The sequence below is a fragment of the Martinezella lusitana genome (assembly GCF_900094565.1).
Classification (GTDB): Bacteria; Pseudomonadota; Alphaproteobacteria; order Rhizobiales; family Rhizobiaceae; genus Rhizobium; species Rhizobium lusitanum.
Genome location: NZ_FMAF01000001.1, coordinates 465,711 through 484,931 on the forward strand (window position 1 = coordinate 465,711; position 19,221 = coordinate 484,931).

General features: G+C 60.5%; 22 protein-coding genes. 15 read left to right on the forward strand and 7 right to left on the reverse strand.

Annotated elements, in window-relative coordinates; genetic code table 11:
• Window positions 1-13 precede the first annotated feature (13 nt).
• Window positions 14-1,429 carry a metalloprotease TldD gene (gene tldD / locus GA0061101_RS02240; RefSeq protein ID WP_037198596.1) on the forward strand — a complete coding sequence of 472 codons (1,416 nt, stop codon included), beginning with the start codon at window positions 14-16 and terminating at the stop codon, window positions 1,427-1,429.
• 115 nt (window positions 1,430-1,544) lie between these two features.
• Here the strand turns inward: tldD and GA0061101_RS02245 are convergent, their stop codons facing one another.
• Both GA0061101_RS02245 and GA0061101_RS02250 read right to left on the reverse strand, forming a co-directional pair.
• The gene (locus GA0061101_RS02245; protein ID WP_037198631.1) at window positions 1,545-1,853 is read right to left on the reverse strand and encodes a nucleoside triphosphate pyrophosphohydrolase family protein; all 309 of its coding nucleotides are present in this window, start codon (window positions 1,851-1,853) and stop codon (window positions 1,545-1,547) included.
• Between the two features lie 109 nt (window positions 1,854-1,962).
• Window positions 1,963-3,252 (reverse strand): D-alanyl-D-alanine carboxypeptidase, encoded by a 1,290-nt coding sequence (locus GA0061101_RS02250; protein ID WP_037198594.1) that lies wholly within the window; start codon window positions 3,250-3,252, stop codon window positions 1,963-1,965.
• A 227-nt stretch (window positions 3,253-3,479) separates the two neighbouring features.
• On the opposite strand from GA0061101_RS02250, the gene GA0061101_RS02255 reads away from it, so the two are divergent.
• Window positions 3,480-4,535 (forward strand): polysaccharide deacetylase family protein, encoded by a 1,056-nt coding sequence (locus GA0061101_RS02255; protein ID WP_037198593.1) that lies wholly within the window; start codon window positions 3,480-3,482, stop codon window positions 4,533-4,535.
• Window positions 4,536-4,580: 45 nt separating this feature from the next.
• On the opposite strand, the gene pdxH is transcribed toward GA0061101_RS02255, so the two are convergent.
• Window positions 4,581-5,201, reverse strand: a complete 621-nt coding sequence (pdxH, locus tag GA0061101_RS02260) for a pyridoxamine 5'-phosphate oxidase (protein ID WP_037198592.1) — start codon at window positions 5,199-5,201, stop codon at window positions 4,581-4,583.
• Window positions 5,202-5,265: 64 nt separating this feature from the next.
• Between pdxH and GA0061101_RS02265 the strand changes: the two genes are divergently transcribed.
• The 4 genes from GA0061101_RS02265 to GA0061101_RS02280 all read left to right on the forward strand — a co-directional run bounded on the left by GA0061101_RS02265 (window position 5,266) and on the right by GA0061101_RS02280 (window position 8,733).
• Window positions 5,266-5,724 (forward strand): RT0821/Lpp0805 family surface protein, encoded by a 459-nt coding sequence (locus GA0061101_RS02265; RefSeq protein ID WP_037198590.1) that lies wholly within the window; start codon window positions 5,266-5,268, stop codon window positions 5,722-5,724.
• A 295-nt stretch (window positions 5,725-6,019) separates the two neighbouring features.
• On the forward strand, window positions 6,020-7,177 hold the full coding sequence (locus GA0061101_RS02270; protein ID WP_037198588.1) for a DnaJ domain-containing protein: 1,158 nt from the start codon (window positions 6,020-6,022) through the stop codon (window positions 7,175-7,177).
• A gap of 122 nt (window positions 7,178-7,299) precedes the next feature.
• Entirely contained in the window at window positions 7,300-8,118 is an 819-nt protein-coding gene (gene fabI, locus GA0061101_RS02275) for an enoyl-ACP reductase FabI (protein WP_037198586.1), read from the forward strand.
• Window positions 8,119-8,136: 18 nt separating this feature from the next.
• Window positions 8,137-8,733: a histidine phosphatase family protein gene (locus GA0061101_RS02280; RefSeq protein WP_037198585.1), complete on the forward strand. Its 597-nt coding sequence runs from the start codon at window positions 8,137-8,139 to the stop codon at window positions 8,731-8,733.
• 113 nt (window positions 8,734-8,846) lie between these two features.
• On the opposite strand, the gene GA0061101_RS02285 is transcribed toward GA0061101_RS02280, so the two are convergent.
• The gene (locus GA0061101_RS02285; protein WP_037198584.1) at window positions 8,847-9,107 is read right to left on the reverse strand and encodes a DUF1344 domain-containing protein; all 261 of its coding nucleotides are present in this window, start codon (window positions 9,105-9,107) and stop codon (window positions 8,847-8,849) included.
• A gap of 311 nt (window positions 9,108-9,418) precedes the next feature.
• Here GA0061101_RS02285 and aroC point away from each other — a divergent pair, with 311 nt between their 5' ends.
• The 3 genes from aroC to GA0061101_RS02300 all read left to right on the forward strand — a co-directional run bounded on the left by aroC (window position 9,419) and on the right by GA0061101_RS02300 (window position 12,457).
• Window positions 9,419-10,516: a chorismate synthase gene (aroC, locus tag GA0061101_RS02290; RefSeq protein ID WP_092572933.1), complete on the forward strand. Its 1,098-nt coding sequence runs from the start codon at window positions 9,419-9,421 to the stop codon at window positions 10,514-10,516.
• A 10-nt stretch (window positions 10,517-10,526) separates the two neighbouring features.
• The gene (gene ribB / locus GA0061101_RS02295) at window positions 10,527-11,630 is read left to right on the forward strand and encodes a 3,4-dihydroxy-2-butanone-4-phosphate synthase (protein WP_047560687.1); all 1,104 of its coding nucleotides are present in this window, start codon (window positions 10,527-10,529) and stop codon (window positions 11,628-11,630) included.
• A gap of 74 nt (window positions 11,631-11,704) precedes the next feature.
• Window positions 11,705-12,457 (forward strand): M50 family metallopeptidase, encoded by a 753-nt coding sequence (locus GA0061101_RS02300; RefSeq protein WP_092572934.1) that lies wholly within the window; start codon window positions 11,705-11,707, stop codon window positions 12,455-12,457.
• Window positions 12,458-12,504: 47 nt separating this feature from the next.
• Here GA0061101_RS02300 and GA0061101_RS02305 read toward each other — a convergent pair whose 3' ends face one another.
• Both GA0061101_RS02305 and GA0061101_RS02310 read right to left on the reverse strand, forming a co-directional pair.
• The gene (locus tag GA0061101_RS02305) at window positions 12,505-13,071 is read right to left on the reverse strand and encodes a GNAT family N-acetyltransferase (RefSeq protein WP_047560690.1); all 567 of its coding nucleotides are present in this window, start codon (window positions 13,069-13,071) and stop codon (window positions 12,505-12,507) included.
• 130 nt (window positions 13,072-13,201) lie between these two features.
• On the reverse strand, window positions 13,202-14,392 hold the full coding sequence (locus tag GA0061101_RS02310; RefSeq protein WP_037198629.1) for a winged helix-turn-helix domain-containing protein: 1,191 nt from the start codon (window positions 14,390-14,392) through the stop codon (window positions 13,202-13,204).
• Between the two features lie 107 nt (window positions 14,393-14,499).
• Between GA0061101_RS02310 and GA0061101_RS02315 the strand changes: the two genes are divergently transcribed.
• The 3 genes from GA0061101_RS02315 to GA0061101_RS02325 are packed head-to-tail and all read left to right on the forward strand — an operon-like array spanning window position 14,500 to window position 16,365.
• Complete coding sequence (locus GA0061101_RS02315; protein ID WP_047638924.1) at window positions 14,500-15,177, forward strand: energy-coupling factor ABC transporter ATP-binding protein; 678 nt, start codon at window positions 14,500-14,502, stop codon at window positions 15,175-15,177.
• A complete protein-coding gene (locus GA0061101_RS02320) occupies window positions 15,177-15,779 on the forward strand; it encodes an energy-coupling factor transporter transmembrane component T family protein (RefSeq protein ID WP_037198578.1) in 603 nt (200 codons plus the stop codon). The genes GA0061101_RS02315 and GA0061101_RS02320 overlap by 1 nt, the downstream gene beginning before the upstream one ends.
• Window positions 15,780-15,807: 28 nt before the next feature.
• Window positions 15,808-16,365, forward strand: a complete 558-nt coding sequence (locus tag GA0061101_RS02325) for a biotin transporter BioY (protein ID WP_037198577.1) — start codon at window positions 15,808-15,810, stop codon at window positions 16,363-16,365.
• Window positions 16,366-16,404: 39 nt separating this feature from the next.
• On the opposite strand, the gene GA0061101_RS02330 is transcribed toward GA0061101_RS02325, so the two are convergent.
• On the reverse strand, window positions 16,405-16,806 hold the full coding sequence (locus GA0061101_RS02330) for an acyl-CoA thioesterase (protein ID WP_047560693.1): 402 nt from the start codon (window positions 16,804-16,806) through the stop codon (window positions 16,405-16,407).
• A 168-nt stretch (window positions 16,807-16,974) separates the two neighbouring features.
• Here GA0061101_RS02330 and GA0061101_RS02335 point away from each other — a divergent pair, with 168 nt between their 5' ends.
• From GA0061101_RS02335 to GA0061101_RS02345, 3 genes are all read left to right on the forward strand, one after another.
• Window positions 16,975-17,916, forward strand: coding sequence for a histone deacetylase family protein (locus GA0061101_RS02335; protein ID WP_047560696.1), 942 nt, complete (start codon window positions 16,975-16,977; stop codon window positions 17,914-17,916).
• Window positions 17,917-17,918: 2 nt separating this feature from the next.
• Window positions 17,919-18,170 carry an exodeoxyribonuclease VII small subunit gene (locus GA0061101_RS02340; RefSeq protein ID WP_034488124.1) on the forward strand — a complete coding sequence of 84 codons (252 nt, stop codon included), beginning with the start codon at window positions 17,919-17,921 and terminating at the stop codon, window positions 18,168-18,170.
• Between the two features lie 71 nt (window positions 18,171-18,241).
• Window positions 18,242-19,165, forward strand: a complete 924-nt coding sequence (locus GA0061101_RS02345) for a pirin family protein (protein ID WP_092572935.1) — start codon at window positions 18,242-18,244, stop codon at window positions 19,163-19,165.
• The last annotated feature ends 56 nt before the right edge of the window (window positions 19,166-19,221 follow it).

The following is a 19,221-nucleotide window of genomic DNA, read 5'->3' on the forward strand; positions in this document are numbered from 1 at the left end:
GAGCACCTGACCCATGAATACCGATCTCCTTACTCTTTTCGATGCCGATGAAACCAAGCTGCGCGGCATCGTCGCCGAGGCGCTTTCAGGCGCCGATGACGGCGAGCTCTTCGTCGAGCATGTCCAGGCGGAATCGCTGACATTCGACAATGGACGGATGAAGGGCGGCAGCTTCAACACAGAACAGGGCTTCGGCCTGCGCGCCGTTGCCGGCGAGGCGGTCGGATACGCCCATGCGGGCGATCTCTCCGAAGCTGCGCTGAAGCGGGCCGCCGATGCCGTGCGCGCCGTCACGGCGGGTTACGCCGGCTCCTATGCGGCCGCGCCGCAGCGCACCAACAAGGTGCTCTACAGCGACGAGAATCCGATCGGCGCGCCGACATTCGAGGATAAGGCGAAGCTGCTTCAGCAGATCGACAGCTATCTGCGCGACAAGGACGGCAAGGTGCGCCAGGTGACGGCATCCATCGCCGCAAGCTGGCAGGTGGTCGACATTCTGCGCGCCGACGGCCATCGCGTGCGCGATATCAGGCCGATGACGCGCATCAATATCTCCGTCGTCGTGGGTGACGGCGACCGGCAGGAGTCCGGTTCCTTCGGCACGGGCGGCCGTATCGGTTTCGGTGATTTCATCACGCAGGACAACTGGCGCCACGGCGCCGACGAGGCACTGCGCCAGGCACTCGTCAATCTGGAGGCGATCGATGCGCCTGCCGGCACGATGGATGTCGTGCTCGGATCCGGCTGGCCGGGTGTCATGCTGCATGAAGCCGTCGGTCACGGGCTGGAAGGCGATTTCAACCGCAAGAAAACATCGGCCTTTGCCGGACTGCTGGGTCAGATGGTCGCCGCACCGGGTGTCACCGTCGTCGACGACGGTACGATCGAAAGCCGCCGTGGCTCGATCACGGTAGACGACGAAGGCACGCCCTCGGCCTATAACGTGCTGATCGAGAACGGCAAGCTGGTCGGCTACATGCAGGATCGGCAGAACGCCCGCCTGATGGGCATGAAGGCGACGGGCAACGGTCGTCGGCAGGGCTATGCCCACACGCCGATGCCGCGCATGACCAACACCTATATGCTCGGCGGAGACAAGACGCCCGAAGAGATCATCGCCTCGGTGAAGAAGGGCGTCTACGCCGTTTCCTTCGGCGGCGGCCAGGTGGATATCACATCAGGCAAGTTCGTCTTCGGCTGCACCGAGGCCTATCTGATCGAGAACGGCAAGGTCGGCGCGCCGATCAAGGGCGCCATGCTGATCGGCAACGGCCCCGACGCCATGAAGCGCGTCTCGATGATCGGCAACGACATGAAGCTAGATACCGGCATCGGCAATTGCGGCAAGGGCGGCCAATGGGTTCCCGTCGGCGTGGGCCAGCCACATCTGAGGATGGATCAGGTGACGGTGGGCGGCACGAAGGCCTAGAGCGGTAACGCGTTTCACGGAATCGCCTGACCGCTCTATGCTATTGTTTCACGCAATTCCGGACGGAAAACCGCTACGCACTTTTCCTGGAATTGCTCTAGACCGCCCCTCACCCTCAATCTCCACGAGGGCGAAAGCACCACTTGCGCTCGACTGCGGCAGCGAGATCGAGGCCATTTCGATGCGCGAAAAGCAGGACATGGCCGAGCAGATCGGCCGTTTCATCCGCGAGCGCCGTCGCCAGCTGCTCGTCGCTCATGCCCCTGCGTCGCCCGCGGCCTGTCGTCTTATTCCAGATCTGCGTGAGTTCGCCCATCTCCTCCTGAAGTTTCAGGACGAACCAGTCGTCGTCGCGCTCAAGGCCATTGTCGGCGGCATAGGTCGCGGAGGCTGTTTCGAATTGCTGGATCAGTTCGGATAGCATCGATATCGTTCCCTTTATGTTCCAGCCATCAATGAACGATTCCATCAAAAAAGTCGAGCCGGCGGATTTTTTTGCCCTGCCGGCTCGACTTTTCGAACTATCGCTATGCTCAGCCCTTGTTCGGAAGCAGCATGCAATCGAAATCCTTGCGCTTCAGCGCAGCGCAGGCCGAGCTTGCATCGTCACGGGTGGAGAAGCCGACGAAGCGGGCGCGATAGACCGTGTTGCCGCCCTTGCCGAATGCCTCCGTATAGGGCGAGGCGTTGGCGAGGGCATTGCCAGTCCTAGACTTCGCCTCGGACAGAATATCCTTGGCGGCCTGTGCGCTTGGGGTGGCGGCGATCTGCACCTGCCAGCCGCCGGTCGCAGCGGGCTTGCCGGCACTCATGATTTCGTCCATCGCGACGGGACGATCCATCGGCACGGTGACGTTCGACGTGGCGGCATATGCCAGCGGAGCGACCGGAGCGACCTCCAGACGCTTACGCGTCGTGGCGGTGGTCTGCGCGTCGATATCCACGGCGACGTTGTCGGACGCCGATGCCACTTCGACCTGCTTCGTCCTGATGTTGCCGATGCTGGCAACGAGCCGCGATGTCGAAACCGGGCTCGCCTTCGGCACGTTGCGATCGAGCAGCGACGCCATCAGGGCATCTCGGCTACGCGCTGTCGCGCCGCCCATGACGACGCCGATCACACGACGGTTGCCGTCACGCACGGCGCTGACGATGTTGAAGCCGGAGGCGTTGGTGTAGCCGGTCTTGATGCCGTCCATGCCCTCGTAACGATACATGAGGTTATTATGGCCGCGAACGTATCGGCCACGATAGTTGAAGCTTGCCTGCGAGAAGAGCCGGTATTCCTGGGGGTAGTTGTTGATGAGGGCGACGGCAAGCGTCGACATATCGCGGGCGGTCGTCACCTGCTGCATGTTCGGAAGGCCAGAAGCATTCATGAAAACGGTGCGGCGCATGCCGAGTTCGCGTGCCTTCTGCGTCATCAGCCGGGCAACGCCGCTTTCGCTGCCGCCAAGAGCTTCGCCCATCGCAGCGGCGGCGTCATTGGCTGACTTGATGATCATGCCGTCGACGGCTTCGCGGACGGTGACCGTGCCGCCGGGCTTCAAGCCGAGTTTGGTCGGGGGCTTGGACGCGGCGGCGCTCGATACGGGGATCCTGGTGTTCCAGCTCAGCTTGCCGCGATGGATCGCCTCGAAGGTCAGGTACAGCGTCATCATCTTGGTCAGCGATGCAGGATGGTTGAGATCATCGGCATTGCTCGATGCAAGGACCTTGCCGGTCTTCGCATCCATGATGAAATAGGCACTGCCGGCGAAGCTCGCCGCAGGAGCGCTCAACAGCAAGACGGCCGCCGACAGGGCCATCAAAAGTCTTTTCATAATTGTCCCCAACCGAATGAATGCCAACACACCGCATCAATCCCTGTATGATTTTGCGACAAAAAACCTGATATCGGTGCGATATTGAGGCAATAGCCTCGATAATTCCTCAATTTTGTCTTTCCTGGTAAAATAACTGTTAACGCATTGGAAATATGGCAAAGATTCAGCAAGACTTAACGGAGGATGCGCTACAGCCTTGACATTCGTCAACCGGGTCAAGCCGCATGGAACCAGGCATCAAGGTCCGCCTCAAGCGCACGATGATCTCCGGCGGGCTGGAAGCCGCCGCAATTCTTAAAGGCGCAGGCCTAATGCGAGACGTTGCCGGCATGGGCGTCATATTCACCCTGCATCACGTTCGCCCCGCCCTCCCCCGCCGCTTCGCCCCCAATGCACATCTCGAGGTTTCGCCCGATTTTCTCGACCGCACGATCGTCCGGTTGAAGCAGGATGGCTATGATTTCATTGCCCTTGATGCGCTGCCGGAGCGCGTGGCGAACGCTCATGGCAAACCGCCCTTCGTCGCCTTCACGCTCGACGACGGCAATCGCGACAATCTCGATCATGCCCTGCCGATCTTCGCCCGCCACCACACGCCGTTCACCGTTTTCGTTGCCCAGGGGCTTTCAGAGCGGACTCATAGCCTTTGGTGGGAAACGCTGGCTGAGCTGCTTGGCCGGCTGGATCGGCTGACCTTCGATTTCGGCGCCGGTGAGGAATTTCTGCCGCTCGGCAAGGAGAGCCAGCGATACGCCGCCTTTGCGCGCTTCGCTGCCTTCGTTCATGACAGCGACGAAAGCGAGGCCATCGCCCGGATCGATCACATTGCGCGAAAGAAGGGACTGGAGCCGCTCGACATCGTGAGCGCGTCGATCATGGACCGGACGGAGTTGAGGCATCTCGCCCATCATCCATTGGCTTCGCTCGGCGCGCATACGGTGAGCCACCGGGCACTGGCCAGGCTGCCCGAAGCGGAGGCTGCTGTCGAAATGGCGCTCTCGGCCGATTATGTGGCCGATATTACGGGACGGCGGCCGATGGCGATCGCCTATCCCTATGGCACGGCCCAGGCGGTCTCGCCGCGCGAAGGCAGGCTTGCCGCGGAGCTCGGCTTCTCGGTCGGCGTCACGACACGCCCCGGAACAATTACAGCAAACGCCAATGCCCTCACGCTTTTGCCGAGATTATCCCTGAACGGTCATTACCAGAAGGCGCGCTATGCCGCGGCGCTCGCCTCCGGCATCCCCCTGCGGCTGATGGGTCGCCGGGAAACGGCGTAGGCCCGCCGGACAACGGCGTAGGCCCGCCGGACAACGGCGTAGGCCTCACGGATACATCCGCACCTTTTGCCACGCGCCTTCCGGCACGTCACGGCGAAATTCGATTCGATCGTGCAGGCGGAATTGGCGATCGTGCCAGAATTCGATCGACAGCGGCCGAATACGGAAGCCGGACCAATAGGGCGGGCGTGGAATGTCGCCTATGACATAACGGGCCGTATATTCCGCAACGGCCTTTTCCAGCGCAAACCGACTCTCCAGAGGGCGAGACTGCTTCGAAGCCCAGGCGCCGATGCGGCTGCCGCGCGCCCTCGTCTTGTAATACTCATCTGCCTCCTTGTCGCTCACCACTTCAACCAATCCGCGCAGGCGCACCTGCCGGCGCAGCGATTTCCAGTGGAAACACATGGCTGCTTTCTTTTGGGAAAGAATTTCTTGACCTTTCTGGCTTTCGAAATTCGTATAGAATACGAATCCGTCGCTATCGAAACCCTTTAAAAGGACCATGCGGACATTTGGCAATCCATCCCCATCCACCGTCGCCAGGGCAACCGCATTCGGATCATTTGGCTCTGTGGTCTCTGCTTCGCGCAGCCAGGCCGCGAAAAGAGTGAAAGGCTCGTTCTGTTCGGTGAAGTCACCGCTTGTTAACTCGTTTTCCGACATATTAGTTCAAATGCTCCGCAATTCCTAAAAATCGCCAGCCTCTCAGGCAGGCCAAGATATCCGGGTGGAAGTCATAGCAAAGTCGACCGTTCATACAAAGCGCAAGCTTGCAAAAGGCGTGACGACGGCTGTCGCCCTTGTCTCCTTTTTCACCCTTGGCGGCTGCGTCGGCGGCGGCATGGACTATCTGAGCTCGGCCAAGGTCGACCGCAGCGTATCGACGGGCACGGTCCCGACTGCTCCGGTGACCACCGACAGCATCTCCGACGAAGCCACCGTGCGCAACGCCGTGACCTCTGCGGATCTTCACAAGCTTAACGGACAACCCATTCCCTGGGCGAATGCCTCCACCGGCAGCGCCGGCGTCATCGGCACGATCGTCGAGAGCAATGCCGCGGGTCTTGTCTGCCGCCAGTTTCGCACCACCCGCCATTCCTATGACGGCATCGCCAATTTCTCCGGCCGGACCTGCCTCATCGGTCAGGGCGAATGGCAGTTGCTGAGCTTTCAACAGGCCGGCTGACCGCCGCCCCTCCCTTTTTCCGGCTCGCGAAGAGACCTGGCGGAACAATGCGCTCCGCATCCAATCCCATATCTGGCAGCGATCGTTAGTAATTGGCTAACCATCCCCGAAGATGCAGGGCGCCACCCACTGTCCGGCGTAACGCCTGATTAGCAACTATTCCCGCAGGATCAGCTCGTACGCGCATCGACCTTGCCCCCTTCGGGGACGCGAGAAAACGAGGTGCGATCGTTGTGTTTTTGTTTCGGGGTGCCGCCGTGGGGCCAGGCACACCCATAAGACGGTGGCTACAGGAATGCGCGATCCTTACAAGATACTGGGCGTAAAAAGAGATGCCGAGGCGGGCGAAATCAAGGCAGCCTGGCGAAATCTCGCAAAGACCGCCCATCCCGATCACAATATGGGTGATCCGACGGCAACGGAGCGTTTCGCCGAAATCGGCCGCGCCTATGAAACGTTGAAGGATCCGCAAAAGCGCAGCCGCTACGATCAAGTCGCCCGTATGGCCGAAGCGAAGGGCCAGACCGCGGAGCAGACCATCATTCAACAGCGACAGGCTGCCCGTGAAGCCGCGGAACGTGCCAGGGTTGCCCGCGCCAATGCCGAAAGGGTGATGGAGGAGCTTGCCCGCGCAAACGCCCGCAAGGCAGCGGCAGCCGCCGCTTCGGGACAACAGGCCGGCACAGGCGAGGCGCCGGAAGATATGGTCGAGCGGATCTTCGGCGTGAAAGCCGGCCGCGCGCAGCAGGACCAGGCTGCATCCGAGATGAGCGCGCAACAGGCAGAGAAGCAGCGCGAGCCGAACGCGGCCGCGATGGAAGAACAGCGGGCGGAAGAGGAGCAGCTGGCAACGGGGACCGCCTCTGTCGGAGCGCGCTCCCCCTTCCGCATTCTCGGTTCCATCGTGCGTCGCTTCACGGGCAGCGTGCCGGACAAGGCGCCCGAAAAGACCCCGGAGGTCGCGGCCGAAGCGACAGTAACGCTCGACGACATGCTGAAGGGGCGATGGATCACCGTTCCGCTATCCGATGGTCGCGAGGCGCGCTTTCAGGCGACGACGGATATCGGTAACGGCCAGGTGCTTCATCTGAAGGGACAGGGATTGAAGCTTCAGGGGATGCTGCGTGGCGATGTGGCGGTCACCGTCCATCTCTCCACTGACGCGCGTTTCACACTCAACGGCCATGACGTCCGCACGACGCTGCCGGTTACCATCGAAAATGCAGTGCTCGGTTGCGAGACGACAGTCGAAGGGTTGAGCGGGCCGGTCAAGCTCACGGTGCCTGCCTGGTCCGGTTCGGATCAGATTATCCGAGTCCACGGCGAGGGATTACCGGACGGAAATGGCGGAAATGGCGATCTCGTCGTGGAATTGCGACTGATGCTGTGGGAAAAACCGGATGATAAGATTACCGATTTGATGCGCAGCATGCGGGAAGGTCTTTTCCTGTGAAATTTTGGTGAAAACAGCACCCTTTGTTACGATCCCTAACAGTTGATGATCCTGACGATGCTTGAACAGGGGGACGGCCTATGCCATAGGCAGGATCATTCGAAAGTTCAAGGGAGCAGAATATGGCTCAAACCACTGGCCTCATGGCAGGCAAGCGCGGCGTCATCCTCGGCGTAGCAAACAACCGTTCGATAGCGTGGGGTATTGCCAAAGCCTGTTCGGAAGCCGGAGCCGAAATCGCATTGACATGGCAGGGCGATGCCTTGAAGAAGCGCGTCGAGCCGTTGGCTCAGGAGCTGGGCGCCTTCATGGCCGGCCATTGCGACGTTACCGAGCCCGCGACGATCGACGCCGTCATCGACGCGCTGGAAGCGAAATGGGGCAAGATCGATTTTGTCGTGCACGCCATCGCCTTCTCCGACAAGGATGAGCTGACCGGCCGTTACCTCGATACCAGCCGCGATAACTTCACGCGGACGATGGACATCTCCGTCTATTCCTTCACCGCCGTAGCCCAGCGCGCCGAGCGAATCATGAATGATGGCGGCTCGATGATCACCCTGACCTATTATGGTGCAGAGAAGGTCATGCCGCATTACAACGTCATGGGTGTCGCCAAGGCTGCTCTGGAAGCAAGCGTGCGCTATCTCGCCGTCGATCTCGGCGGCCGCGGCATTCGCGTCAACGCGATTTCGGCAGGCCCGATCAAGACGCTCGCTGCTTCCGGCATCGGTGATTTCCGCTATATTCTGAAGTGGAATGAATACAACGCGCCGCTGAAGCGGACTGTCACGATCGACGAAGTCGGCAACTCCGCTCTCTATCTCCTGTCCGACCTGTCGACAGCCGTTACCGGCGAAATCCATCATGTCGATTCCGGCTACCACACGATCGGCATGAAGTCCGTGGACGCGCCCGACATTTCCGTCCAGAAGGACTGATCAACAGGAAATCTGACCGTGCCGCCCATCCTCTATGTGATCCGACACGGTCAGACCGACTGGAATGCCGAGCGCCGCCTGCAGGGGCAGAAGGACATCGACCTCAACGCCATCGGCCGAGAACAGGCGCGGCAGAATGGCATCGACCTTCGCGAAATCCTCGCATTCGAAAACAAGCCGTTCGATTTCGTCGCAAGCCCGTTGCGGCGCACCCGCGAGACCATGGAGATCGCGCGGGAGGCCATGGGCCTACCGCCTAAGGATTATGGCACCGACGAACGGCTGGTCGAGGTGTCCTTCGGCGCCTGGGAAGGCTTCACGCTTAGGGAATTGAAGGCTGCCGAACCCGAGCGCCTCGCCGAGCGCAAGGCCGGCAAATGGGATTTCATCCCGCCCGGCGAAGATGCGGAAAGCTATGAAATCCTTTCCTGGCGTGTCGGCTCCTGGCTGACCTCGGTCGAACGGCCAACCGTCTGCGTCACGCATGGCGGCGTCATCCGCACATTGTTCCGTCTGGTCGGCGATGTCGCAAAGGAAGAGGCGGCGGAAATTCCGATCCATCAGGATCAGATTCTGAAGGTCGATCCACAGATGAAGATCATCGGCTGGATCTGAGGCAGCCCCGGAAAAGTACGCGACAGCTTTCTTCCGGACCGGGATAAAACAACACGTCAACACAGCCGGTGACACGGTTCACGAGCCGCCAGTTTGTCCGGCGGCATCAATATTTACTGAACGATGTCGAGATCGTTGACGACGCGTTTGCCGTCGACCTCAGTGTAGAAGACAACAACCTTCACGCCGGCCTTCAGACCGTTGAAATCGAAATCCTCCGGCACCTGATAGTTCTTGCCATCGTCCAGCGTAATGTTGAAATTCTTCGTATCGACCTTCTTGATCGTGGACTCGACGTCAGCGCTTTCGGCAAAGGCCGCGACGGGAGCAAGCAGGCTTGCCGTGGCCAAAAGCGTCGCTACAAAAAAGCGCATGGTCGTTACCCTTTATACGTCAATTCGATTTTGATTTGTTATGCAGCCTAAAAAACACTTCGAATATGGCGGAAGTTGCCCACAACGGTGACTTTGCTTGCCCAATTGATAAATGCATTGTCACAATCCACAGCACGGCTTAATCCTTGTTTACCATACCGAAGAGGCGATGACGGAGGGTGGAGACCGGCACTGCGCCATCGCGGAAAGAAAGATTTTGTCTTACCGGCTTTTTGTCCTATGAGTGTGCCGCAATCGCAAGAGACAAGACGCGGCCTGCCCGGCAGACCGCACCAATCCGGTCGTTTTTCATGTCGCACAATACATTCGGTCATCTTTTCCGCGTCACCACCTGGGGCGAAAGCCATGGGCCGGCGCTCGGCTGCATCGTCGACGGCTGCCCTCCCGGTCTTCGCTTCAGGCTCGAGGACATTCAGGCCTGGCTCGACAAGCGCAAGCCCGGCCAATCGCGCTTCGTGACGCAGCGGCGCGAGGACGATCTCGTCAAGGTGCTGTCCGGAGTGATGATGGACGAGGACGGCGAGACGATGATCTCGACGGGCACGCCGATTTCGATGCTGATCGAGAACACCGACCAGCGCTCGAAGGATTATGGCGAGATCGCGCGCCGCTATCGCCCTGGCCATGCCGATTATACCTATGACATCAAATATGGCATTCGCGACTATCGCGGCGGTGGCCGCTCGTCTGCCCGCGAGACGGCAGCGCGGGTTGCCGCGGGCGGCATCGCCCGCCTCGTCGTGCCCAGCGTCACAGTTCGCGGCGCGTTGGTGCAGATCGGCAAGCACAAGATCAACCGTGCCAACTGGGATTGGGCGCAGGTGGACCAGAACCCGTTCTTCGCACCGGATCCTGCGATCGTGCCGGTATGGGAGGAATATCTCGACGGCATCCGCAAGGCCGGTTCCTCGGTGGGCGCCGTCGTGGAAGTCGTGGCCGAAGGTGTGCCGGCGGGCCTCGGCGCGCCGATCTATGGCAAGTTCGACCAGGATATTGCCTCGCTGCTGATGTCGATCAATGCCGTCAAGGGCGTCGAGATCGGCGAAGGCTTCGCATCCGCCGAACTGACGGGCGAGGAAAACGCCGACGAAATGCGCATGGGCAACGACGGCAACCGCATCTTCCTGTCCAACCATGCCGGCGGCATTCTGGGCGGCATTTCCACCGGTGAGCCGGTTGTCGCCCGCTTCGCCATCAAGCCGACGTCCTCGATCCTGACGGAACGCCGATCGATCGATGCTGATGGCAACAATGTCGACGTGCGCACCAAGGGGCGGCATGATCCATGCGTCGGCATTCGCGCCGTGCCGATCGGCGAGGCAATGGTTGCCTGCGCCGTTGCCGATCATTATCTGAGAGATCGCGGCCAGACGGGCCGGCAGAGATAGGGATTTCTTGATGCCTTACGACCAGAAGCGCGTTGTCGATGCCATCCGGGCTTTTGAAGCCGGCGAAATCGTCGTCGTCATGGACGACAACGACCGCGAGAACGAGGGCGACCTGATCGTCGCGGCGGTTCATTGCACGCCGGAAAAGATGGCCTTCATCGTTCGCCATACATCCGGCATCGTCTGTACGCCCATGCCGCGCGAGGAGGCCAAGCGCCTGAACCTCAATGCCATGGTGGCGGAAAACGATTCCGCCCATACGACCGCTTTCACCGTTTCCGTCGACTTCAAGCACGGCACGACAACGGGTATTTCCGCCGACGACCGGACGCTGACCGTGCGCAACCTCGCCAATCCGAATGTCGGCCCGACCGATTTCGTCCGCCCCGGCCATATTTTCCCGCTCGTCGCCCGCGAAGGCGGCGTGCTGATGCGCTCGGGCCACACGGAAGCCGCGGTCGATCTCTGCAAGCTCGCCGGCCTGCCGCCGATCGGCGTCATCAGCGAACTCGTCAATGACGACGGCACGGTGACGCGCGGCCCGCAGGTGGTCAGCTTCGCCGAACAGCACGAGCTGAAGATGGTCTCCGTCGCCGATCTCATCGCCTATCGCCAGCGCAAGGAAACGCTGATCGAGCTCGGCACCAGCTTCGATATCGACACGCCGTTCGGCAAGGCGCGCGCGCACACCTATTCGCTGCCCTGGGACACGATGCAGCATCTCGCCGTCGTCTTCGGAGACATCCGCGACGGCATCGACATTCCCGTGCGCCTGCATCCCGAGAGTGTTGCCGAGGATATTTTCGGCAAGCGCCGTCCCGTCGATTTCTACATGAAGAAGATCGCAGAAGAAGGCCGCGGCATCATCGTCTATCTGCGCGAAGGTTCCGTGGGCGTTGGCCATTTCGACAATGGCCGCAAAGCGCGACAGGCCGAGCGTGAAAGCCATGCCGAGGCGCAGGCGCGCGAAAGCGAATGGCTGGAAATCGGTCTCGGCGCGCAGATCCTCAAGGATCTCGGCGTCACCTCCATCAAGCTGCTCACCAGCCGCGAGCGACACTATGTCGGCCTCGAAGGCTTCGGCATCAAGATCGCCAAGACGGAGATTTGCTGAGAGGTTGATCTCGCCCGCGAATGGGCGAGACAGCGCGATCGTTCCTGGCGAAGCGTGTACGAGGTCTATAGCCGTTGAAGCTGACCTGTTACGATGAGGGGTTGGAGCTAACGATTGCCGGGTTGCCGCCGATCTGGTTGCACGGTGGCATCATGATCGTTGCGTTCTTCATCACTTTTCCCCTGTGGAGCAGGTTTAGCGCAACGGGATTCATCGCCGCAGGCCTCGTGGCCGTAGGCATCATCCTTTCGATCCTGGCTCATGAGCTCGGCCATTCTCTTACGGCGCGGTATCTCGGTTTTACCCCAACGCTAATCCGCCTCCATGCAGGCGGTGGTCAAGCTATTTTGGAAACCGAGGGGAGCACCCATATTGAGCGGCGTTTGATTACGATCGCGGGGCCCATTATCAATCTCGTGCTCGGGCTCGTGCTTTTGTTGGCCTATCATACCGCTATCCAGAATTCCCTCAGTCCTGTTGCGCCAAGTCCAGAGGCACCTTGGTTTCGGCCCCCACCCACTGCCGTTCCACCGCTTTTCACAGCGTTGCTTTGGCTTGGCGTGTTAAATCTTGTTTGGTGTGGCGTGAATCTTTTGCCGGCATTTCCGCTTGACGGTGGGAATCTGCTGTATGAGGCACTCGAAGCGCGTTACGGCTCTTACCGCGCATTGTTTTGGACAGGATTGCTTGGGACAGCTTTCGCCATCGCTGCAAAGATCATTTTCATAATCGGCATTTTGACGGGGCTTGTGATCTGGTCACCGCCGTATCTCAAGCCGAATTTGCAGGCACTACGAGCGTCGCGCCAACATCGACCAGCAACGTGAGCAAAAGCCGACCAACCGCACGCGGCACGCAGTTCTGACGGATAAAATCAGTCTCGCGGCCGCAGCGACGAGAAATCTCGATCGAGCAGGCCCATCATGATGTCATCGTGCCAACTGCCGTTGACATAGGCCGTCTCCCGCTCCCGTCCTTCGACAATAAAGCCGCACTTTTCATAGGCGCGGATGGCGCGTTTGTTGTAGGCGAGCACGCGTATTCCGATACGATGCAGCCCCATTTCACCAAAAGCATGGCGCAGCAGAACGGTGATCGCTTCGGTGCCGAAGCCTTTGCCTAGCAAGGCTGGATTGTTGATACCGATCGCCATCGTCGCGCGCCTGTCTTGGCGATTGACGTTGTCCAATCTGATTTCACCGGCGAAGATGCCATTGATTTCGATGATCCACGCATGGGGATGATCGATAAGCCATTGCAGCCACGCGGTCGCGCCTTCCTGGGTAATCGGCTTCACGTCGCCGCTGTTCACGCCGTACATCCCCGCTATCTCGGCATGATTGCCGAGAGCAACACGCACGTCCGCATCATCAGCACATGGCGGGCGGAGCCTGATATTGCGGCCCTCAAGAATTGGTGCCAAGTATCCCTCCCTTTTCATAGGCCCCTCCACCTAACCCTCCCCTTGGGGGGAGGGTTAGGTGGAGTTATTTGCGCCCGCTGCCAGAGCTAACCAACTGTCAGCCCAACCAGCGCGTTCCGCGCGACCTCCCCCCTCAAGGGGGAGGTGGTTAGCCCCGCCAGCCCTCGAGAAAAACGACCTTCTCGACGCCGGTGAAACGGGCGACACGCTCCAGCTCCGCTTCCAACCTCTCAAGCCGGCCAGCAGAGGGTTTGACGCCCGGTTCCAGCCACAAGCGCTTGACGTCCAATGTACCCACCTTGCGGTCGGCCTTCATGTCGATGCGGCCGATGAGCCGGTCGCCCTCCAGCAGAGGGAAAACATAGTAGCCATATTCGCGCTTGGGCTCCGGTACGAAAATCTCGATGCGGTAGAAGAAACCGAAGAGGCGTTCGGTGCGGTTGCGGTCGCGCAGCACCGGGTCGAAGGGACTGAGCACGCGGATACGCGCCGGCGCTTCCGGATAACTGTCGAGCATGGCATGGAAGTCGGTGAACGCGAAGGAGGGGCGTGGCTTCCCGCCAATGGCCGGTTCGATCAGCATTTCCGTCAGTTCGTCGCGATGCGTCTCCACCCATTTCTTAGCTTCCTGCGGCGTCACCAGATCCCAGAAGGCAGCGATTTCGCCTGAGGTGGCAAAGCCCAGGCGCTGCAAAGCGCTGCGGCAAGCCCATTCGACGAATTCCTCATGATCGACCTCCGGTGTATGGACGTGATCCGGCAAGACGCGCTCGACCAGATCGTAGACCTTCTGGAAATTCGTGCGGCCGGCGATCGCGAATTTGCCGGTACGCCAGAAATATTCGAGCGCGGTCTTGTTCGGATGCCAATTCCACCAGCCGCCCGAGACATGGCCCTCCGCCTTGATCTCACGCGCCATGATGGCGCCGTTCTTCAGCACACGCTCGTAGGTCTCTTCAAAAGCAGATTCGAAACCCTCGCCGCGCCATTTGCGCCACCGCTCGACGAGCGCCAACTCCTCGCGGCGGAACCGGTGCTTCCAATAAACGAAGAAAGCGCTCGGCAGGATCGAGGCATCGTGCGTCCAGTGTTCGAACAGCGCACCGTCCTTTTCCAGCAGCTCGGTCAGATGTTCGCGTCGATAGGTCTGATTGCGCGAGAACAGGATCTGGTGATGCGCCCGCTCGACGGTACCAATACTGTCCACCTGCACGAAGCCGATATCGTGGATGAGCTGCAGCAACCCCGCCTTGGTCAAGGCGCGGTTCGGCGGATTGGCAAGCCCCTGCTTGGCAAGGAAGACGCGGCGGGCGTCGCGATTCGAAAGCAGATTCGTCATGGAGCGATCATAGGCATAAATTCCCATGCTTTCAAACAGCCCCTGATTTGATAAATCGCCGTAATGCGCTATAGGACCGCGACATCACCATGGGACAGGCAAGCCGCTTGGACATCCGCTTCGACAATGCCGGCGTCAACTTCGGCACACGGACCGCGCTCTACCCGCTGAACCTGACGCTTCAGGAGAAGCGCGTCGGGATCATCGGCCTCAACGGTTCCGGCAAGACGACCTTTGCGCGGCTGATCAACGGGCTCGCCAAGCCGACCACCGGCCGCGTCGTCGTCGACGGGCTCGATACGGCCAGCGATGCCGCCTCCGTGCTCGGAAAAGTCGGCTATATCTTTCAGTCGCCGCAGAACCAGATCATCCTGCCCATCGTGCGCGACGACATCGCCTTCGGGCTCAAGGCTCGCGGCTTGGACAAGGTGCAGATCGAGGCGGCGGTGGACGGCATTCTCGAGCGGTTCGGCGTCAGCCATCTCGGCGCGCGGCGCGCCCATGAACTTTCGGGCGGCGAGCTGCAGATGGCAGCTCTTTGCTCGGTGCTGGTCACCGGCCCCGATATCCTCATTCTCGACGAACCCACCAACCAGCTCGACTTGAAGAACAGGGCGCTGGTGCAGAGGACGATCGCAGCGTTGCCGGAAAACGTCATCATCATCAGCCACGACCTGCCGCTGGTCGAGGATTTCGACCGGGTGCTGCTGTTCGATCAGGGCCGCCTCGTTGTCGACGCACCGGCGGCGGAAGCCATCGCCCACTACAAGGAGATGGCGAGCTGATGCAAACGCTGCACGTGGACGCGGATACATGGATGCATCGGCTGACACCGCGCGTGAAACTCGTAACGCTTGCCGCGCTCGGCATTCTATTGTTCCTGGCGGATTCCACCGCGCTGCTCGAGCTCGCAAACCTCATCGGTGCCGGCCTCTATTTTCGCAGCGGCCTCTCGGTCGGCGAGGCATTGAGGCGGCTCCGTCCGATCCTCATCTCCATTGCCGTGCTTTCACTCTTGAACCTGCTCTTCAGTCCGTTTCACCTTGTCGTCGTGGTGGCGCTGCGGCTGACCGCGCTTGCGCTGTTTGCAGCCGCTGTAACGGCGACAACATCGATGGCCGCCTTCATCGATGAAATCACCGTTCTTGCGACGCCGCTTGAGAAGATGGGTTTGCTCAGGGCGGCCGATATCGGGCTCGCGGTCGGCCTCGTCCTGCGTTTCGTGCCTGAGATTCTCGACCGCTATCGCGCCATCCGCGAAGCGCACGAAGCGCGGGGAATCAAAATACGCTTGGCAACGACGCTTGTGCCGCTGATCATCCTCACGCTGCGCGACGCTGACAATATCGCGGCTGCGATTGACGCGCGCGGCATTCGGCGGCATTGAACATAGATCTTTTTCGGATGGAGCCGCCATGAATACCCGCGATCTTGTCCTCTCCGCACTCTTTGCCGCCATCATCGTGGCGCTCGGCCTGTTGCCGCCGATCCCGATCGGCATCATTCCCGTGCCGATCACCGCGCAGTCGCTTGGCGTGATGCTGGCGGGCGTGGTGCTCGGCGCCAGGCGCGGTACGATCGCGGTGCTGATCGTCGTCCTGCTGGTGATAATCGGCATGCCGGTGCTATCGGGCGGCCGCGGCGGTCTTGCCGTCTTCGCGGGCCCGACGGCCGGTTTCTTCATCGGCTGGATATTCGCCGCCTTCGTTACCGGCTATCTCTCGGAGCGGCTGGTGAAGCCGGAGCAGACCAGCCTCAACCAGGGCATCGGCTTCTTCATCGCCGCCGTCATCGGCGGCGTCGTGGTGCTCTATGCCTTCGGCATTGCCTGGCTGGCCATCAACATCGGCTTCACCAAAGCGTTCTTCGGCTCCCTGGGCTTTGTGCCGGGTGATCTCATTAAGGCAGTCGTCGCTGCCCTCGTCGGTCGCGCCGTCATGGCCGGCTATCCGCTTCTGCCGCAGCGGAGCTGAACTCGGCTCAGGGCGGAAAAAACGCAATCGGTGAACGCATCACGTCAGATATTTGTAGAGCCAGTCGCGGGTGTCCTCGGGCAGCGGCGCAGGGTCGTGCTCATCGCCACGCACGGCAAGCCACAGAATCTCGACCTCGGCCGCCAGTTCATTGCCGGTCTCGACCATGACGACGAAGCCGATGGACTTGCCGCCGATCTTGTTGACGCTGATCGAGAAGCGGGCAAGGTCGTCGTAATGCAAGGCCCTGTGCAGGGAACAGGATGCCTTGGTGGCGACATAGGCCGGTTCGTCGTCGACCAGCGGCCGCGTGCGCCAGAAATTCGAGAGCGCCGTCTCCGCCTGTGAGATATAGGAGGCGATGAACATATGACCGTGCCGGTCGACATCGCGCGGTGGCACTCTCAACTCGATGACATCGGATCGCTCTACACTCGTCATCACGTGAAAACCCTGCCCAACGCCATACGCACCTTAATGAAAGCTTAACATCGCGCCTTAATAAGTAAACGGGCGCCGCTCCAAAGTGGTTAAGATGGATTGTTGACATTGTAGTGACATTGTCCATGTCCTGTAATAGGCGTCACACCTCATTTATAGATTGGCCCCATGAGCACACGTCTTTACGAACACCCGATTTTTCTTGAGCATATTGTACCGCCTGGCCACCCGGAACGGCCGGACCGGCTGCGCTCGCTGAACATCGCGCTGGAGCATCCGAATTTCGAGCGGCTCGACCGGCGAAAGGCCCCTGCGGCCAATGAAGACGCGGTCCTGCTTGCCCATCCCGAAGAGCATCTGGACTTCGTCCTGCGCTCGATGCCGGACAAAGGCAACGATGGCGAGATCAACCAGATCGAGGCGGATACCTATGCCAGCCCGAAGACGCTGCAGGCGATCATGCACGGCGTCGGCGGCGCCATGGCCGCGGTCGATGACGTATTTTCCGGCGCTGCCGACAATGTCTTCGTCGCAGCCCGCCCGCCCGGCCACCATGCGGAGAAGACCAAGGCCATGGGCTTCTGCTTCTTCAACAATGCGGCGATCGCCGCCCGCCATGCGCAAAAGGCTCATGGCGCCGAGCGCGTCGCCATCGTCGATTGGGACGTGCACCACGGCAACGGCACTCAGGACATCTTCTGGGACGATCCATCCGTGCTTTTCTGTTCGACCCACCAGATGCCGCTCTATCCGGGCACCGGCAAGAAGGACGAGCGCGGCACGCACAATACCATCGTCAATGCGCCGCTTTCGCCCAATACCGGCGGCGATCATTTCCGAGAGGCCTTCAAGTCGCGCATCCTGCCGGCGCTCGATGATTTCCGCCCGGACATCATCATCATCTCGGCCGGCTTCGATGCCCACCACCGCGATCCATTGGCACAATTGAACCTCACCGGCGAGGATTTCGACTGGGCGACGGGGCGGATCCTGGAGGTCGCCGATCGCAGCGCCAACAACCGGGTCGTCAGCCTGCTCGAAGGCGGCTATGATCTGGAAGGGCTGGCCGAATCGGCGGGTCTGCATATTCTGCGCATGATGAAGGGTTGACGATGAGCGAAAGCGCCAAGGTAGATGTATCAGGCTATTCCTTCGAGAAGGCCGTGGCGGAGCTTGAAAGCATCGTTGCGCGGCTGGAACGCGGCGACGTGGCACTGGATGAATCCATCACCATCTACGAGCGCGGCGAGGCACTGAAGAAGCATTGCGAGGCGCTGCTGTCGGCCGCCGAGAACCGCATCGAGAAGATCCGGCTCGACCGCGCCGGCAAGCCGCAGGGCACGGAGCCGCTGGACGGCGCGTGAGATAAGACAGGAAAGTTTGAGTTTCCCTGACATTCCCGGTAGGTTGAGCCTCAACCGAAAGGAGAACCGCCATGTCTTTCTTCCCAGGAAACGATCCGCAAGCCGGTGACGCCTTCGCCTGCGATGCGATCGAGAATCTCATCATTCCGCGCACCAGCGACCTTGGCGGTTTCTCCGTGCGGCGAGCTCTTCCAAGCAGCCGCCGACGGTTGGTGGGGCCGTTCATCTTCTTCGACCGCATGGGGCCTGCAATTTTTCGGCCGGGCCAAGCGGTTGATGTGCGCCCGCATCCGCATATCGGCCTTTCCACTGTCACCTATCTGTTCGACGGCGAGATCCGCCATCTCGACAGCCTCGGCACGGCCAAGGTGATCCGCCCCGGCGACGTCAACCTGATGACGGCCGGACGCGGGATCGTGCACTCCGAACGCACCCCGGAAAATCTGCGCGATCATCCTTTTGCGATGTCGGGCCTGCAGACATGGCTGGCGCTCCCCGACGACAAGGAGGAGATCGATCCTTCCTTTGCCCATACAGAGAAAGACGAGCTGCCTGTCATCGCCGATGGAGGCGTAACCGGGCGCGTGGTGATCGGAGATTTCGAAGGCCTGAAATCACCGGTGAAATCCTTCTCCGACACGCTGTATGTCGATCTGCAGCTTCAGCCGAACACGACGTTTCCTTTTGGTGCAGCCCATGAGGAGCGCGCGGTCTATATCCTCTCCGGCTCGCTCATCGTCGCCGGCGATCACTTCGCGCAGGATCAGCTCCTCGTTTTCCGCCCCGGCGATGCCATCACCCTGGAAGCTGCGGAAAAAGGCTGTCATCTCATGCTTTTTGGAGGTGCGGCGCTCAATTCGAAGCGCTATATCTGGTGGAACTTCGTATCCTCTTCCAAGGAACGCATCGAAAAAGCCAAGGAAGAATGGCGCACGGGCCGTTTCGATATCGTGCCGGGCGACGAGGAAGAGTTTATTCCCTTGCCGGAGGGCTGACGGGTTCATAACAGTGCCAAATGTTTCTTGTTCGGGCACTCCTTGAATTCGGCGTC

Bases quoted from the DNA above. Each gene is read 5' to 3' on its own strand.
- tldD (WP_037198596.1), top strand. From the start codon at position 14: ATGAATACCGATCTCCTTACTCTTTTCGATGCCGATGAAACCAAGCTG.
- GA0061101_RS02245 (WP_037198631.1), bottom strand. From the start codon at position 1,853: ATGCTATCCGAACTGATCCAGCAATTCGAAACAGCCTCCGCGACCTAT.
- GA0061101_RS02250 (WP_037198594.1), bottom strand. From the start codon at position 3,252: ATGAAAAGACTTTTGATGGCCCTGTCGGCGGCCGTCTTGCTGTTGAGC.
- GA0061101_RS02255 (WP_037198593.1), top strand. From the start codon at position 3,480: ATGGAACCAGGCATCAAGGTCCGCCTCAAGCGCACGATGATCTCCGGC.
- pdxH (WP_037198592.1), bottom strand. From the start codon at position 5,201: ATGTCGGAAAACGAGTTAACAAGCGGTGACTTCACCGAACAGAACGAG.
- GA0061101_RS02270 (WP_037198588.1), top strand. From the start codon at position 6,020: ATGCGCGATCCTTACAAGATACTGGGCGTAAAAAGAGATGCCGAGGCG.
- fabI (WP_037198586.1), top strand. From the start codon at position 7,300: ATGGCTCAAACCACTGGCCTCATGGCAGGCAAGCGCGGCGTCATCCTC.
- GA0061101_RS02285 (WP_037198584.1), bottom strand. From the start codon at position 9,107: ATGCGCTTTTTTGTAGCGACGCTTTTGGCCACGGCAAGCCTGCTTGCT.
- aroC (WP_092572933.1), top strand. From the start codon at position 9,419: ATGTCGCACAATACATTCGGTCATCTTTTCCGCGTCACCACCTGGGGC.
- ribB (WP_047560687.1), top strand. From the start codon at position 10,527: ATGCCTTACGACCAGAAGCGCGTTGTCGATGCCATCCGGGCTTTTGAA.
- GA0061101_RS02305 (WP_047560690.1), bottom strand. From the start codon at position 13,071: ATGAAAAGGGAGGGATACTTGGCACCAATTCTTGAGGGCCGCAATATC.
- GA0061101_RS02310 (WP_037198629.1), bottom strand. From the start codon at position 14,392: ATGACGAATCTGCTTTCGAATCGCGACGCCCGCCGCGTCTTCCTTGCC.
- GA0061101_RS02320 (WP_037198578.1), top strand. From the start codon at position 15,177: ATGCAAACGCTGCACGTGGACGCGGATACATGGATGCATCGGCTGACA.
- GA0061101_RS02325 (WP_037198577.1), top strand. From the start codon at position 15,808: ATGAATACCCGCGATCTTGTCCTCTCCGCACTCTTTGCCGCCATCATC.
- GA0061101_RS02330 (WP_047560693.1), bottom strand. From the start codon at position 16,806: ATGACGAGTGTAGAGCGATCCGATGTCATCGAGTTGAGAGTGCCACCG.
- GA0061101_RS02335 (WP_047560696.1), top strand. From the start codon at position 16,975: ATGAGCACACGTCTTTACGAACACCCGATTTTTCTTGAGCATATTGTA.
- GA0061101_RS02340 (WP_034488124.1), top strand. From the start codon at position 17,919: ATGAGCGAAAGCGCCAAGGTAGATGTATCAGGCTATTCCTTCGAGAAG.
- GA0061101_RS02345 (WP_092572935.1), top strand. From the start codon at position 18,242: ATGTCTTTCTTCCCAGGAAACGATCCGCAAGCCGGTGACGCCTTCGCC.